The organism is Bartonella sp. F02, assembly GCF_026929975.1.
Taxonomy (GTDB): Bacteria; Pseudomonadota; Alphaproteobacteria; order Rhizobiales; family Rhizobiaceae; genus Bartonella.
In genome coordinates this window covers 143,917-159,434 of the sequence record NZ_JANHOK010000002.1, presented here as the reverse complement: position 1 = coordinate 159,434, position 15,518 = coordinate 143,917, and the positions used below count along the sequence as shown (strand labels likewise).

16 protein-coding genes are annotated in these 15,518 nt (G+C 33.7%); 9 read left to right on the top strand and 7 right to left on the bottom strand.

Features of this window, described 5'->3' with window-relative positions:
* The first annotated feature begins 1,605 nt into the window (after positions 1 to 1,605).
* The 6 genes from NPY00_RS02130 (at position 1,606) to sodC (ending at position 4,416) form a co-directional block, all read left to right on the top strand.
* Entirely contained in the window at positions 1,606 to 1,965 is a 360-nt protein-coding gene (locus NPY00_RS02130; protein WP_269020384.1) for a hypothetical protein, read from the top strand.
* A 221-nt stretch (positions 1,966 to 2,186) separates the two neighbouring features.
* Entirely contained in the window at positions 2,187 to 2,390 is a 204-nt protein-coding gene (locus NPY00_RS02125) for a hypothetical protein (RefSeq protein WP_269020383.1), read from the top strand.
* 136 nt (positions 2,391 to 2,526) lie between these two features.
* Positions 2,527 to 2,940: a hypothetical protein gene (locus NPY00_RS02120; protein ID WP_269020382.1), complete on the top strand. Its 414-nt coding sequence runs from the start codon at positions 2,527 to 2,529 to the stop codon at positions 2,938 to 2,940.
* A gap of 72 nt (positions 2,941 to 3,012) precedes the next feature.
* Positions 3,013 to 3,243, top strand: a complete 231-nt coding sequence (locus tag NPY00_RS02115; protein ID WP_269020381.1) for a hypothetical protein — start codon at positions 3,013 to 3,015, stop codon at positions 3,241 to 3,243.
* A 159-nt stretch (positions 3,244 to 3,402) separates the two neighbouring features.
* Positions 3,403 to 3,675: a hypothetical protein gene (locus NPY00_RS02110; RefSeq protein ID WP_269020380.1), complete on the top strand. Its 273-nt coding sequence runs from the start codon at positions 3,403 to 3,405 to the stop codon at positions 3,673 to 3,675.
* A 204-nt stretch (positions 3,676 to 3,879) separates the two neighbouring features.
* Positions 3,880 to 4,416 carry a superoxide dismutase [Cu-Zn] SodC gene (gene sodC, locus NPY00_RS02105; RefSeq protein ID WP_269020379.1) on the top strand — a complete coding sequence of 179 codons (537 nt, stop codon included), beginning with the start codon at positions 3,880 to 3,882 and terminating at the stop codon, positions 4,414 to 4,416.
* Positions 4,417 to 4,512: 96 nt separating this feature from the next.
* On the opposite strand, the gene NPY00_RS02100 is transcribed toward sodC, so the two are convergent.
* The 6 genes from NPY00_RS02100 to NPY00_RS02075 all read right to left on the bottom strand — a co-directional run bounded on the left by NPY00_RS02100 (position 4,513) and on the right by NPY00_RS02075 (position 11,081).
* Positions 4,513 to 4,905 (bottom strand): SUF system Fe-S cluster assembly protein, encoded by a 393-nt coding sequence (locus tag NPY00_RS02100; RefSeq protein ID WP_269020378.1) that lies wholly within the window; start codon positions 4,903 to 4,905, stop codon positions 4,513 to 4,515.
* Complete coding sequence (locus tag NPY00_RS02095) at positions 4,898 to 6,154, bottom strand: cysteine desulfurase (protein ID WP_442864022.1); 1,257 nt, start codon at positions 6,152 to 6,154, stop codon at positions 4,898 to 4,900. The genes NPY00_RS02100 and NPY00_RS02095 overlap by 8 nt, the downstream gene beginning before the upstream one ends.
* A complete protein-coding gene (gene sufD / locus NPY00_RS02090; RefSeq protein WP_269020377.1) occupies positions 6,147 to 7,415 on the bottom strand; it encodes a Fe-S cluster assembly protein SufD in 1,269 nt (422 codons plus the stop codon). The genes NPY00_RS02095 and sufD overlap by 8 nt, the downstream gene beginning before the upstream one ends.
* A gap of 11 nt (positions 7,416 to 7,426) precedes the next feature.
* Positions 7,427 to 8,182 (bottom strand): Fe-S cluster assembly ATPase SufC, encoded by a 756-nt coding sequence (sufC, locus tag NPY00_RS02085; RefSeq protein ID WP_269020376.1) that lies wholly within the window; start codon positions 8,180 to 8,182, stop codon positions 7,427 to 7,429.
* Positions 8,183 to 8,236: 54 nt separating this feature from the next.
* Positions 8,237 to 9,748 carry a Fe-S cluster assembly protein SufB gene (sufB, locus tag NPY00_RS02080; protein WP_269020375.1) on the bottom strand — a complete coding sequence of 504 codons (1,512 nt, stop codon included), beginning with the start codon at positions 9,746 to 9,748 and terminating at the stop codon, positions 8,237 to 8,239.
* A gap of 187 nt (positions 9,749 to 9,935) precedes the next feature.
* Entirely contained in the window at positions 9,936 to 11,081 is a 1,146-nt protein-coding gene (locus tag NPY00_RS02075) for a cysteine desulfurase family protein (protein ID WP_269020374.1), read from the bottom strand.
* A 182-nt stretch (positions 11,082 to 11,263) separates the two neighbouring features.
* On the opposite strand from NPY00_RS02075, the gene NPY00_RS02070 reads away from it, so the two are divergent.
* The 3 genes from NPY00_RS02070 to bcp all read left to right on the top strand — a co-directional run bounded on the left by NPY00_RS02070 (position 11,264) and on the right by bcp (position 14,215).
* A complete protein-coding gene (locus NPY00_RS02070) occupies positions 11,264 to 11,953 on the top strand; it encodes an alpha/beta hydrolase (RefSeq protein WP_269020373.1) in 690 nt (229 codons plus the stop codon).
* Between the two features lie 449 nt (positions 11,954 to 12,402).
* Positions 12,403 to 13,656, top strand: coding sequence for a tyrosine--tRNA ligase (gene tyrS, locus NPY00_RS02065; RefSeq protein ID WP_269020372.1), 1,254 nt, complete (start codon positions 12,403 to 12,405; stop codon positions 13,654 to 13,656).
* Between the two features lie 91 nt (positions 13,657 to 13,747).
* Entirely contained in the window at positions 13,748 to 14,215 is a 468-nt protein-coding gene (gene bcp / locus NPY00_RS02060; RefSeq protein ID WP_269020371.1) for a thioredoxin-dependent thiol peroxidase, read from the top strand.
* Between the two features lie 167 nt (positions 14,216 to 14,382).
* Here bcp and prfB read toward each other — a convergent pair.
* A protein-coding gene (gene prfB / locus NPY00_RS02055; protein WP_269020370.1) for a peptide chain release factor 2 occupies positions 14,383 to 15,502 on the bottom strand; the annotation gives its coding sequence in 2 pieces (ribosomal slippage) (positions 14,383 to 15,432 and positions 15,434 to 15,502; 1,119 coding nt in all).
* Between the last annotated feature and the right edge of the window lie 16 nt (positions 15,503 to 15,518).

The following is a 15,518-nucleotide window of genomic DNA, read 5'->3' as shown; positions in this document are numbered from 1 at the left end:
TGTCTCTTAGAAACTCTTTTTTTCATCTAATTTTCTTGATTATTTTTTAATTTTTGCTGAATTACCTATAATTCTCTTTCCTATTATTTCTCTTAAAGTGTGGAGCGTATGAATGTGTGTAATACAATACTGACCGATATTGTATTGGTTATTATAACATTGTTAATAACCACCTGATATTGCATCAGATAATTGGTGAAAATTTATATTCTGATCTAAGTGGTTAGCAAGATTTTAATTGTCTTTTTACAATATTAGCGCTGTTTTTTTACAGCAATAAGTTTTGCGTAAAATATTTTTTAATAATCGTTTCAGTAATACTGATCATTATATCGGCTTACCGATAGTGTAACTATCATTAGCGTAATTGGGTGTTGTGCATGTTTCAATAGTAGCAAAACTGTTTAATCATGATCATAGGCGCTAACAAAAAATAGAGCCGCACCTCTGTTTTATGCAATTTATAAATATTTTCATTTGAATAGCCTTTCGTCGTAGAAAAATATCCAATCCACGCAAAGTTCTAACATTATATTTAATAAGGGATTTTTTAAAGTATTTTGCTCATTCATTTCAAATAAAAAGAGAATCCAAATTGCAAATAACTTAATAATAGCCGTTATAACTTTAAGTCATTCATGTAATCACATCCCTCTCCTTTTTGTTCAGAGATAGTAATTCTTAAGGCAATTAGACAATATTTAAGCGCAATTCTCCATATTTTTTAGCAAACTATGGCCATTTACTGAAAATAATTCTGATTTATTCTACAGTCGGTGTCATCAAGTCTTCATAATCAAGAGATGATACCCTGAAATCAGGATGTAACAGAGTACAGACCATGTACATATGAAACCGATTATTTCTCTCTTTATCAAAACGTCAAACAACAAAATATCAATTTCTTGTTTGAGTAGAAAACAAATGAACAACTGGCATTTTTAATTCTGTATCTATTGCCATTAAAGTATAGGCATATTCAATAGCTTAAGCATCTTCACCATCAAGAATATTTTGAAATTTAACCTACCAAAACTGATAGTTATCATCTAACTGATGAGTACCATAGACAATATTTTCGTCGCAGTGACAGCATTGTCATTATATAAAATCAATAAAATATTTTTTTTAATAGTTTGTAATATTAGTGCTTAATATATTCAATTTGTATATTATTACTTTCTAAATACAAATAAGAAATTTTATCTTTTTTTACTCATTAAAATCAATTGATTTGTACCTTAAATTACATCTCTATTTTAAAATCATTTTGTTGTATATCATGAAAATAATTCATACTTCCTATTCATAGTTGATCTGTTTTTGTTATAATAATTTTTATGGTTATTGAGAATATTTATCGAAATCATTACTTTAAAAATTCATAAAATATATAAATAACTTAGCATTTCTATGTATAAATAAAAATATAATCATACTATGTATTTTATCTTACAATATGTAGAATATATACAAAATAATAAAACACAAAATTTGTTATTTATATTGATTTTTATTGACAATAAATATATTTTATTCTATCGTTTTGTAAAACACATTGTAATTAACTTAAATACAATTCTCAATTAACTAAGGAGAGGTTTAATGAGGAAAAGTATTCTTTCAGCGTCTTTTGTGGCATTGTTAAGTATGAATGCTATGGCGTCTTCAACAGTGGAGACTCCTGTTTCGAGAACAGCTTCACCAGAGTCATATACTCCAATAGTTGATCCTCAAGGAGCTGTCTTTTCTATTCCTTTTGTGAAGGCGCCTTATTTGGGAGTAGATCCATCTGGGTTCAGTGGCGTTCATCCTGTTACATCAAATTATTTTTATCTTTCTCAACTTATGAAGAATGATACAGATAAGTATAAGCCTCTCATGTATATTTTCATGATGAGAGATCTTTTACAGCGTTTGAGAATGCATCTTTATCCGATGGTAGATTCGTTTTTTGATCGATGAGCTGTGACATTAACAAGAAATAATAGTGAATAATTAATGAGGTTTGTGATGAAAAGATTTTTTTCTTCAGTGGTTTTAGCTTCGTTTTTGAGTGTTAGTGTTTCTGCATCTTCGTTAGCGGACACTAAAGGGAGAACTGGAACTTTAAAGGACTCTATTATCATAATGCATTGCAAGATGCGAGGAAGGATTCTCGGTATACTCCACTTTTAATTATACATTTGATAGAGAGGCTGCTTTCTGCTCTGGAAACTGACGTTTATCCGTTTTTAGAGAATTTTTATTATACCCCATCTATTTATCCATCTCTTGATGGAAAGCCTGTCCCTGAAAAAACTGTTCCTTCTATTACTATTCCTCTTCCTATTCCTGACGTATTAGAAGAAGTTGTACAGCCTGTTGTAACGAACAGACTAACTCGGTAAGAAGGTATTATTTTGGTTTTTTCTTTGATCACTGATTAAATATTTAAGCGAAATAGATTGTTTGTTTTCGCTTTAGAATTTGTATTCGAAATATTAATTGGTGCAGGAGGTGTTTTTAAGAATGGGAATTTACATTATGAATAAAGGCATTTCTTCATTAGTTTCGGTTGCATTTTTGGGTGTCTTTACCTCTTTGTCTTTAACATTAGATGTGGAAGCTGGTTATTATGCCACAGGAATTCCGATGGCTTATGTTGTAGGGAATGGGGGTGTGCCTACTGTTAAAAGTCCTCTGCGTTCTAGAAATCAGTGGGTGGCTACTCCTTACACTGAAGAGAGCAGAGCGAATAATTTATTTAGTATCGAAAGACAGTTATTAAATAATAATAAGGTTAAGTCTATAAAGGAAAGACGAGACGAGATGAGCTATATTAATGGTCATATCGGGGATTTTCTTTTGAGAGATTATTCGGCTTTATCAAAAGTTATTCTGGAAGTTTTGGCGCGCGACGGCCGTGCTCCTAGATATTGGTTTAGAAGGTATCATTAGAAATTAGATATGGAGTAAAGTCTTAGAAATGCAGTTTCCTTTTTGATTTTAAAATATAGAAAGGTAATTATTATGAATAAATCTTTTCGTTTGTTAGTTTCTGCAGCTGTTTTAGTTTCTAGTGTTTCTGCTTTTGCAGTTCCAAGTGCATTCGCAGGACCACGTTCAGGTTCAACAGCAAAAACAGAAGCGATGCTTGTTCCTAGTTGTTCTGGATTTGGTGATTATTCCATTTGCTCAATACCAGGTCGTACAGGTATTTACTTGAAAAAAGGATACCTGATTACAAAAATTTCTGACTAATTTTAAAGCAATAGAATCCAGTAAAACAAGTACCCTCACGTAGCTTTATTTATTTAAATATTGTTTTATGTGGGGTGTAAATGTGAAATATTTTTGTCTTTTTTTGTCGCAAATGGAAAAGTTGTTAGTGGTTGTGCGATTTAATAGATAAGGTGTTTTATGAGAAAGTTTTTATCTTTGTTTGCTATAATTGCATTTTTAAGTTCTGGAGCTGCTGTATTGGCAGATGCTACAGCTACTAACGAAGCTGAAAACTCTCTTGAAGATTCTTTAACTATTGAAATTAACATTCCTAATGCAAAACCAGAGACAGTGAATTTTATTATTTCTCTTTTGGAAACGTGGAAAAGTTTATTCACTCTTTGTGGAGTGAATATTTTTAATCTTGAAATTGAAAAAAATGAAAAATCTGGAGACGTAGATTTACCATAAATTTTAATTAAATGTTTTAGTATCGTGAGTTAAAAACATTTTGAAGAAAATTTATTGCGTTTTAGTGATTTTGCTATATATTTTTATACAATTGCAGATAATTTGATGCGCGATGGGTGATAATTTTTTATTTTGCCCTAAATATTTAAAGAGTTAATACAGTTAGTGTGTCTTTATTTTTTTGATTTCAAGAGAGTATTTTATATGAAGAAGATTGTTTCATCGTTAGTTTCATTAGTATTTTTGAGCTTCTCTTCTTCTGCATTTGCAAATTCTGAATTTATAGAATCCGTTCAAGTAAAGATTTATGAATTGGGAGCGAATAATACAAAAAAGCCTATTGGCATTATTACAGTTGAAGAAAGTAATCGTGGTTTAATTTTTACACCAGATTTATCTTTGTTACCAGAGGGTTCTCATGGTTTTCATATCCATGAAAATCCGTCGTGTAATATAAAGAATGAAATAATTGGTGGTGCGGCAGGAGGACATTATGATCCTCATAATACCAAGAAACATCTTGGGGCTTATAATGTTAATGGTCATCTTGGCGACCTCCCTGCTCTTTATGTTGATGAACACGGTCAAGCAAAGATGAGTGTTCTTGCGCCGCGTATTATGAAGCTTTCTGAAATTAAAAACCGCTCATTAATAATTCATGTGGGAGGAGATAATCAGTCAGATAAACCACTTCCTCTTGGTGGAGGTGGAGCGCGTTTAGCGTGTGGTGTTATTGAATAATTGTTATCATAAAATCAGCTTTCGTTTTTGAAATAATTTCAAGAATGAGAGTGCTAGAATTTTAGAATTAGCATCGATGAAAAAATTAAGTCTTTTCTAATACCATCCAACAGCAATTTGTGCTTCTTCTGACATACATTCAGGTGTCCAAGGTGGATCAAATGTCATTGTAACTTCAACACTTAAGACACCTTCAACTGCACTTACAGCATTTTCCACCCAACCTGGCATTTCGCCAGCAACAGGACACCCTGGAGCCGTCAATGTCATTTCAATTTTGACGGAACGATCATCTTCAATGTCAATACGATAAATAAGTCCTAACTCATAAATATCAGCAGGAATTTCAGGATCATAAACCGTTTTTAGAGCTGCAATAATATCATTTGTCATACGCTCAATTTCAGCCGCTGGAATTGCGGATATATTTTCTTTTTTTTCTGTATCATTAAATTCAGCAGAATGACATTCTTTAACTGGTTTAGTCATTAAAAAATACCTTTGCTTTTTCCAATGCTTCAATCAACTGATCAATATCTTTGTAATTACTATATAAAGCAAATGATGCACGACAAGTAGACGTTAAACCAAAATGTCGCAATAGAGGCTGTGCACAATGCGTTCCCGCGCGTATAGCAACACCTTGCCGGTCAACAAACATAGCAATATCATGTGCATGAATACCTTCAATTGCAAAAGATATAATCGCACCTTTATGAGGATCATGACCATAAATACGCAGTGATTTAATAGTTTCAAGCCCTTCGTGTGCATAAGTTAGCAGCGCTGTTTCATGTGCATGAATAGCATTTCTGTTTTTGTCTCTCAAATAATCAATAGCTGTCGCTAACCCTATAGCTTCAGCTATGGGAGGAGTTCCAGCTTCGAATCGATATGGAAGATCATTATAAGAAATTTTATCAAGAGTGACTTCTTCGACCATTTCTCCTCCACCTTGAAAAGGAGACATTTCTTCAAGTCGATATTTTTTTCCATAAAGAACACCAATTCCTGTAGGACCATAAAGTTTATGACCCGTAAAGACATACCAATCACAGTCAATATCTTGAACATCAACGGTTAAATGTACAGCTCCTTGAGAACCATCAATAAGAACAGGAATAGCATTTTGATGTGCTAATTTAATTATTTCTTTAATAGGAGGTACAGTTCCCAAAATATTCGACATATGAGTTATTGCAACAAGTCGTGTCCTATTACTCAAAGCTTTTTCAAAGTCTTCAATATGTAAAATACCATTTTCATCAACGGGAATAAAAATAAGTTTAACCCCTTTTTTTTCACGAAGAAAATGCCAAGGAACAATATTTGAATGATGCTCCATAATAGTGAGAATAATTTCGTCACCTTCCTTTAAATGAGGCATGCCCCAACCATACGCAACAGTATTAATAGCTTCTGTTGCACTTTTCGTAAAAATAATTTCTTCAGTTTCTTGAGCATTTAAAAAAACGCGTACTGTTTCGCGAGCATTTTCATAAGACTGGGTTGCTGCATTTGATAAAAAATGCATTCCTCGATGAACATTAGCATAATGAGATTGATAAAAATCATTCATTGCTTCAAGCACAAGCTGCGGTTTTTGTGCAGATGCACTACTGTCAAGATATGCTAATCGCTTACCATAAATATCATGTTGAAAAATAGGAAAGTCACGTCGAATAGTTTCAACATCATATTTTAATACGTCAGTATCCATTTTTTCTACTTTAAACATTCTTTTCTAGCCATTGGGTAATAATATTACTTAAAATAGCTTGGATATTATCCTGATTAATGTCATCAATTAATTCTGAAACAAATCCTTTAATCAATAACTCATAAGCTATTTTAAATGGAATACCACGCGCCATGAGATAAAAAAGGTGATCATCATTAATTTTAGTAACTGTTGCACCATGTGCGCACACGACATCATCCGCAAAAATTTCTAACTCGGGTTTAGCATCAAATTCTGCATCATCTGAAAGAACAAGACTATTACAAGCCATACGCGCATCTGTTTTTTGAGCTTTTTGTGCAACACTTATTATCCCTTGAAAAACACCATGCGCTTTATTTGTCGTAACATTCCGTATAATTTCACTTGAAGTTGTTTTTTCCTCCATGTGACGAACTGTCATCGTCAGATCACTATGCGTATTTCCAGATAGCAAATTGATTGTTCTTAATTGAAAATTAGCTTCTTTTCCCTGTAATTCAATATCAATTTCCTGACGATTGAGTTGACTGCCTATATTAACGATATAAAGAGATAACTTAGCATTTTCTTTAAGAATAGCATGAAATCGACCAAATTGAGTTGAATCAAAATCACGATCTCGGATCAGAATCCATGTAATATCACTATGAGCTTCGGCATGTAATGAAAATATTGAACTCACAAAAGTATTTTGACCTGTGCCAATTTGGCGTTCAATAATTACCGCTTGACTATTTTTACCAATGTTGATGTTTGACAAAATATGTGATTGCCCGTCCCTTTGAATATTTTGCAATTCAATAGGAATATCTAATTTCATATTTTCAGGAATTTGAAAAATCCAGCCATCTGTAACAAAGGCAGTATTCAATTGACCAATAAAATCTTCATCAGTAGAAATTTGGTTTAGTTTTATACGACCTTCTTCTAATGCATTTGCAAGACGTTCTACTGCAACTCCCTCTATTTCTGATTGTTGAAGAGTTTTTCCATTTTCAATAGAAAATACAAAGCTTTTCGAAAACAATGAATCAACTGTTTTTTCACTATTTATTTCTGAAAAATGACTAACAGATTTCAACAAAGTGCGCAGATTGGTATAATGCCAACTTTCAATTTTGCGTGAAGGCAAGCGCGATTTTTGAAATAATTCAATAGCTTTTTTGCGTACAGTTTGTACTTCTTCATTTCCAGGTAAAATATCAATACGTTGATTGAAATGATTGATGATATCTGTTTCAACAGCTATCAATTCACGTTGTGAGTTCATCTGCATATTCAATGACCTCAAGCTGCTTCACCGATAATATCAGCATAACCATTTTGTTCTAAATAAAGAGCAAGTGACTTATCTCCACTTTTAATAATACGACCTTTATAAAGAACATGCACCGTATCAGGAACAATATAATCAAGAAGACGCTGATAATGCGTAATGACCAAAAATGAACGCTCAAGATTACGAAGCCTATTAACACCATCAGCAACAATTTTTAACGCATCAATATCTAGACCAGAATCTGTTTCATCTAAAATACACAGTTTAGGTTCCAGTAAAGCCATTTGAAGAATTTCTGCTCGCTTTTTTTCTCCTCCAGAAAAACCAACATTCAACGGACGTTTTAACATAGACATATCTATTTCAAGTTTAGAAGAAATTTCTTTAACATATTTGATAAATTCCGGAATTTTAAGCTCTTCATCACCGCGAGCTTTACGTTGAGAATTTATTGCAACTTTTAAAAACTCCATCGTAGCAATGCCGGGAATTTCCATTGGATATTGAAATGCTAGAAAAATACCAAATGCTGCACGTTCCGCAGGATCCATTTCTAAAATGGAACGCCCATTATAAAAAATATCACCTTCTGTTATTTCATAATCTTTACGACCAGCAAGTAAATAAGATAAAGTAGATTTCCCTGCTCCATTTTGCCCCATAATAGCAGCAACCTCACCGTCTTGAACGGTTAAATTTAAACCGCGAATAATTTCTGTATTGCTTCCAGCAATACGGGCGTGCAAATTTTTAATTTCTAACATATTTAATCCTGTTCTTGCTACTTTCTATCAGCGCACTATTTATATAATAAATAATTAGCCTACACTGCCTTCAAGGCTAATACCGATAAGCTTTTGCGCTTCAACAGCAAATTCCATTGGAAGCTTTTGGATGACTTCTTTTACAAAACCATTAACAATTAATGCAATAGCCTCTTCTTCAGGAATTCCTCGTTGCATAACATAAAAAAGTTGATCATCGGAAATTTTTGATGTTGTGGCTTCATGTTCAAACTGAACTGTTGCGTTTTTTGCTTCAATGTAAGGAACTGTATGAGCTCCACAGTCATTACCAATCAACAAACTATCACATTGAGTAAAATTACGTGCATTTTGCGCTTTTCGGTGTGCTGTTAATTGTCCACGATAAGTATTACTTGAAAAACCAGCAGAAATGCCCTTCGAAATGATACGGCTTGATGTATTTTTTCCCAAATGGATCATTTTTGTTCCGGAATCAATCTGTTGGTGACCGTTTGCAATAGCAATAGAATAAAACTCTCCACGTGAATTATCACCACGGAGCAAACAAGAAGGATATTTCCAAGTAATCGCAGAACCAGTCTCAACTTGTGTCCATGAAATTTTAGAATTATCGCCTCGACAATCTCCACGTTTAGTTACGAAATTATAAATACCGCCTTTTCCTTCTTTATCACCAGGATACCAATTTTGTACTGTCGAATATTTAATTTCTGCATTTTTCAACGCGATAAGTTCAACAACAGCTGCATGCAGCTGATTTTCGTCTCGTTGAGGTGCTGTACATCCTTCAAGATAAGAAACGTAGGAATCTTCATCTGCAATAATCAATGTTCTTTCAAATTGTCCCGTGTTACGTTCATTAATCCTAAAATAAGTCGAAAGTTCCATAGGACAACGAACCCCTTTAGGAATATAAACAAATGAACCATCCGTGAAAACAGCTGCATTTAAAGCAGCATAATAATTATCACCCGCAGGAACAACTGCTCCTAAATATTTTTTAATAAGGTCAGCGTGCTCAACAATAGCTTCTGAGATAGAGCAAAAAATAACCCCTGCACGCGCTAATTCTTCTTTAAATGTCGTTACAACAGAAACAGAATCAAAAACCGCATCAACCGCAACCTGTCCCGATGCATAAACATTATCATTAAGCGTAGAAGGATCCGTTTGTTTTCTAACGCCTGCTAAAATTTCCTGTTCTTTAAGAGGAATGCCAAGTTTTTCATAAGTTGCCAACAACTCAGGATCAACCTCATCCAAAGACTTTGGTCCTGTATGATTTTTAGGAGCCGCATAATAATAAAGTTCCTGAAAATTAATTTTGGGATATTTAATACGTGCCCAATGAGGTTCTTCCATGACAGACCAAAGACGAAAAGCCTGCAAACGCCATGTCAACATCCACTCAGGTTCATGCTTTTTAGCCGAAATAAATCGAATAATATCTTCGTTTAAACCCTTTGGGGCTTTATCCACTTCAATATTGGTTTCAAAACCATATTTATATTGATCAACATCTATTTCACGAACCTGACGTATCGTTTCTTGTATTGCCGGCATAAACTTTCTCCTTTCTTCCCGGAGTCAAGAACCGGTGATTAAAGACCTTGTATATTTTACAAGATTTAAAGCAAGCAATTCATCTTTTAGATTATATATAAAATAAAAGAACTTCAACCACACTTATTTTATTTGAAAAAAGCTTCTTTTATTTTTTAAAAATCGTTTCTACTGTTTTATAAAAAATCTATTTTGTGTTATTTGCTATAATTTGAGAAAAAACTTGCAAAAAATCATCAATATCTTGAAAAGTCGTAGAACGACCTGTTGAGACTCGAACTGCACCATTCGGAATATGATAACCCATTGCTTCCAAAATGCGACTTTGCTTGACTTTTCCTGAAGAGCAAGCAGAACCTGCTGATACAGAAAATCCTGCTAAATCAAAATAAATTTGCATTGTTTCAGCTTTTATATTGTGTACTGCAAAATAAGTAGTATTAGGCAAACGTTGAACATTTTTACCAAAAATTTCAACATCATCACTAATTTTATGTAACCCCTCTTCTAATCTGTTTCGTAAAGAAATTAAATATTCTATTTCATTTTGAGTTAAACAATTAGCTATCGCTGCTCCAAAAGAGGCAATAAGAGGCAAAGCTTCTGTTCCTCCACGATGTCCTTTCTCTTGTCCTCCCGCGATAATAAGAGGTTGAGGCATAAGAAGCCCACCAGATGAAACAAACGCACCAACCCCTTTAGGGCCACCAATTTTATGCGCAGATAATATAAAAAAATCACCGCTCATTTTATCAATATTAATAAAATTTTTGCCAACATATTGGACTAAATCAACAATTAAAATGCCTCCAAAATCACGAACAATAGCAGCAATTTCTTCTATTTGTTGAATGACACCCGTTTCACCATTAGCTGCTTGAATAGCAACAAGAGGCAAGCCTTTTGTCTTATCGTGCGCATTTAATAAAACCTTCAGTTTGTTTTGTTGTATTAAGCCATCCTGATCAACATCAATCACACTAATGAATTCTTTAGAAAAACGTCCTCCCTCTGCAATTGCTGGATGTTCACTTGCACCAATATAAAGATGAGAGAACCGAACTTCAGAGCGCCCCATAAAATAAACAGGCGTTAGCAAAGTCATTGCTGCTTCACTGGCACCAGATGTAAACACAATATGATCCGGCTCTGTATTCAGTTTGTCAGCAATTTGTCGACGTGCTTTTTGTAATAAAGCTTTAGCAGCGCGTCCTTCTGTGTGAACAGATGATGGGTTACCAAATATTTCTAAAGACTCCAATAACGCTATTCGCGCTCCTTCAGTTAGGGGCGTTGTTGCGTTATGATCAAAATATCGGCGTTTTATAGCCATTTTCAATACCAATGATTAAATTTATAAATTGATTAAAAAAATAGTGCAATTTTCTTGAAAAATGCACCAAAAAAAGAATATCTAACAATTAATTAAAGTAAAATAACTACATTCGATAGTATTTATGGTAAAAATTAACCATCGTCAACGAGAATATTTTGAGCGTTTAAAAGGAGCATTTAATGCCAGAAATAATTTTTAACGGTCCTGCAGGTCGCCTTGAAGGACGCTATCAACCTTCACAAGAAAAAAACGCCCCTATTGCAATTATTCTGCATCCTCATCCCCAATTTGGCGGAACAATGAATAATAAAATTGTTTATGATTTATTTTATATGTTTCAAAAACGTGGTTTTACTACATTGCGTTTCAATTTTCGTGGAATTGGCAGAAGCCAAGGCGAATTTGATTATGGAATTGGAGAACTTTCAGATGCCGCTGCTGCATTAGATTGGGTTCAAACACAACACCCTGATTCCCTAAATTGCTGGGTAGCTGGTTATTCATTTGGAGCTTGGATTGGTATGCAACTTCTTATGCGTAGACCAGAAATTGAAGGTTTTATATCCGTTGCACCCCAGCCTAACATTTATGACTTCTCATTTCTTGCTCCCTGTCCTTCTTCTGGTCTCATTATTCATGGAGATATTGACAAAGTTGCACCTCCCAAAGACGTTCAAGGTCTCGTTGATAAGTTAAAAATGCAAAAAGGCATTACAATTACACAAGAAACACTAAAAAATGCTAATCATTTTTTTAGTGGCTGCAACGAAGAACTTATTGAACGATGCGCGCAGTATTTGGATAATCATATGACAGGTGCGTTACGAACTCCACCACGTAAAATATCAGCACTTAAATTAAATACATAAAAAAATAAGAAAATTGAAAAGTATTTGTGTTTTTCTTGCAAAGCCGCAATTATTGTCCACTTATGGTTTGTCTATTCCCGATGCTTTAAAACAAGAATAGATAAACCATAAAATGAATAAAAAATCTCCAAATATAACATGTGATTTATATCTTATATTTTTTATAAATACATTTGTTGTTTTTATTATATTTAAATAAAATATGTATTTTTCAGTTCCTGTTTGTCATTTTTTCAGTAAAAATACATATTTTTATGCACGCATAATACTGAATATTCTATCGCCCTAGAAATCATTAAATTGTGAAATTCAGTTTATTAAAACAATCATTATTTTTACAGATATTCTTTTCATTTCTTGTGAGCAATAAAACATTTATGATAAGAGCAATTGTATTAACAAAGTGACGATACCAAAAAAACAATATTAATTTATCGGAAATAAAAACTATGCCTACCTTTAAATCTGAATTTTTACATATTATGAACGAACGTGGTTTTATTCATCAAATTTCAGATGAAAAAGGTTTAGATGATCTTTTTTCAAAAGAGATTGTAGCAGCCTATATTGGATTTGACCCTACAGCTTCAAGTTTGCATGCTGGAAGCCTCATTCAAATTATGATGCTCCATTGGTTACAAAAAACCGGTCATCGACCGATTGCTTTAATGGGTGGAGGAACCGGTATGATTGGGGATCCATCTTTCAAAGATGAAGCTAGGCATCTTTTAACAACGGACGATATTACTAAAAATATTGCTGGCATACAAAAAGTATTTTCTAGTTATTTAACATTTGGAAATGGTAAAACTGATGCATGCATTGTTAATAATGCTGAATGGCTATGCAATTTAAACTATTTAGAATTTTTGCGTGATGTAGGAAAGTATTTTTCAGTTAACCGTATGCTGTCCTTTGATTCCGTCAAACTAAGGCTTGAACGTGAGCATTCTTTATCATTTCTTGAATTTAATTATATGATTTTACAAGCTTATGATTTTGTTGAGCTCAATAAACGCTACGGATTGCGCGTACAAATGGGTGGCTCTGATCAATGGGGTAATATTATCAATGGTATTGAATTAGGGCATCGCTTGGGAACACCTCAGTTATACGCTTTAACCTCACCACTTCTTACAACTTCTTCTGGCGCAAAAATGGGAAAATCTTTAAATGGTGCAGTATGGCTAAATGCGGATATGCTTTCACCTTATCAATTTTGGCAATATTGGCGCAATACAGAAGATGCTGATGTTACACGATTTTTAAAGCTTTATACGACGTTACCCATGGATGAAATTGCTAAACTTTCTGCATTACAGGGAACTGAAATAAATGAAGCAAAAAAAATTCTAGCAACAGAAATTACAGCCATGCTCCACGGAAAAACTCTTGCATATGAAGCAGCAGAAACAGCTCGTAAAACTTTTGAAGAAAAAACACTCGGAGAAAATCTTCCAACAATTGAAATTAATGCAACAGAATTAAAAACAGGAGCTGGATTACTTTCTCTTTTAGTACAAGCTGGACTCGCTAAATCTAATAGCGAAGCACGCCGACATGTCCAAGGCGGTGGTGTTCGTATCAATGATCAAATTGTTGAAGATGAAACGCGACTTATAATTGAAGCGGATGTTAATGCCGTTGGAATAGTTAAACTATCTTTTGGTAAGAAAAAGCACGTATTAATTAAACCGCTCTAATTTATCTACGTTTCCTTGATCTTAATATTATAATTTCTTACATTGATTAAATATAAAACATGATACTTACACAAAAAAGAAAGATAAAATAATGAAAGAACTTGAGAAAGGTGATATTGCTCCCGATTTCAATTTACCACGAGATGGAGGCGATCAATTACGTCTTTCTGATCTTCGAGGAAAATCAATTGTTTTATATTTTTATCCTAAAGATGATACCAGTGGATGCACAAGTGAAGCTATTGATTTTACACGATTAAAAACAGAATTTGATAAAATTGGAGTTACTGTTATCGGAATATCTCCAGACAGTGTTGATAAACATAATAAATTTAAAGCAAAACATGAACTTAATGTTATCCTTGTTTCAGATGAAGAAAAAACAACTCTTAAATCTTATGGTGTTTGGGTTGAAAAAAGTATGTATGGGCGCAAATATATGGGCGTTGAAAGAAGCACTTTTCTCATTGATTCAACTGGAAAAATAGTAGAAATGTGGCGTAAAGTCAGCGTATCAGGACATGCTGATAATGTTTTAGCAGCAGCTCAAGCTTTATAATATAATAATATTTATAACTCAGTTTGTTAATGCGCTTATAAAAGCCAATCATTAAAGTATAAGCTTGTTGTATCTGAGCAACAAAATTAAAACTCTACAAAATAGAGTCAAATCAATACTCTACGAAAGAGTATTGATTTGATATTTAAAGTTTATTGTTTCTACGATTAATCAATATCTTTATCTTTACCATAAACACGTTGAGAAAGTGCCGCTTCTATAAACATATCTATGTTACCGTTTAAAACAGATTGTGGATCAGTACTTTCAACACTTGTACGTAAATCTTTTACAAGTTGATAAGGTTGAAGAACATAAGATCTAATTTGATGTCCCCAACCAATTTCCGTCTTTGAAGCTTCAGAAGCATGTGTTTCTTCTTCTCGTTTTTTTAATTCTTCCTCATAAAGACGTGCTCGTAACATAGACCAAGCCATTGCACGATTTTTATGTTGAGAACGTTCTGTCTGACATTGAACAACAATACCTGTTTTTATATGCGTGATACGCACTGCAGAATCTGTGGTATTCACATGCTGTCCCCCAGCTCCTGATGCGCGATACGTATCAATACGAACATCTGACTCTGTAACATCTACTTCAATAGTATCATCTACAACCGGATAAACCCAAATACTCGCAAAAGAAGTATGGCGTCTTGCATTTGAATCATATGGAGAGATACGAACCAAACGATGAACACCTGATTCTGTTTTCAATTTACCATACGCATTATGCCCTTTTATAAGAATAGTAGCTGATTTTATCCCTGCTTCCTCTCCATCATGGATTTCCAAAACCTCAACTTTCATTTCGTGTTGTTCAGCCCAACGAGTATACATTCGTAAAAGCATAGAAGCCCAATCTTGGCTTTCTGTTCCACCTGCCCCAGCATGAATTTCCAGATAAGTATCATTTTTATCCGCTTCCCCTGAAAGAAGCGTATCAATTTGCCGTTTATCAATTTCATTTTTAAGGTTATGAATTATTTTTTCTGCATCAGCGATAACCTCTGCATCATTTTCTTCTTCACCCATTTTAATTAATTCAATACACTCTTCGAGTGTTTGTGCAAAAGATTGAATGCCATTCATTGCATCTTCAAGATTCTGACGCTCACGCATCATATCTTGTGCCTGCTGAGTATCATTCCAAAGTGATGGATCTTCGGCTTTTTGATTGAGATATTCAAGGCGTTTTAATGATTGATCCCAGTCAAAGATGCCCCCTTAGCAATTTAATTGCTTGTTGAATTTCATCAACTAATGTTTCTATTTCTGCTCGCATAATTTTCGAATACCTT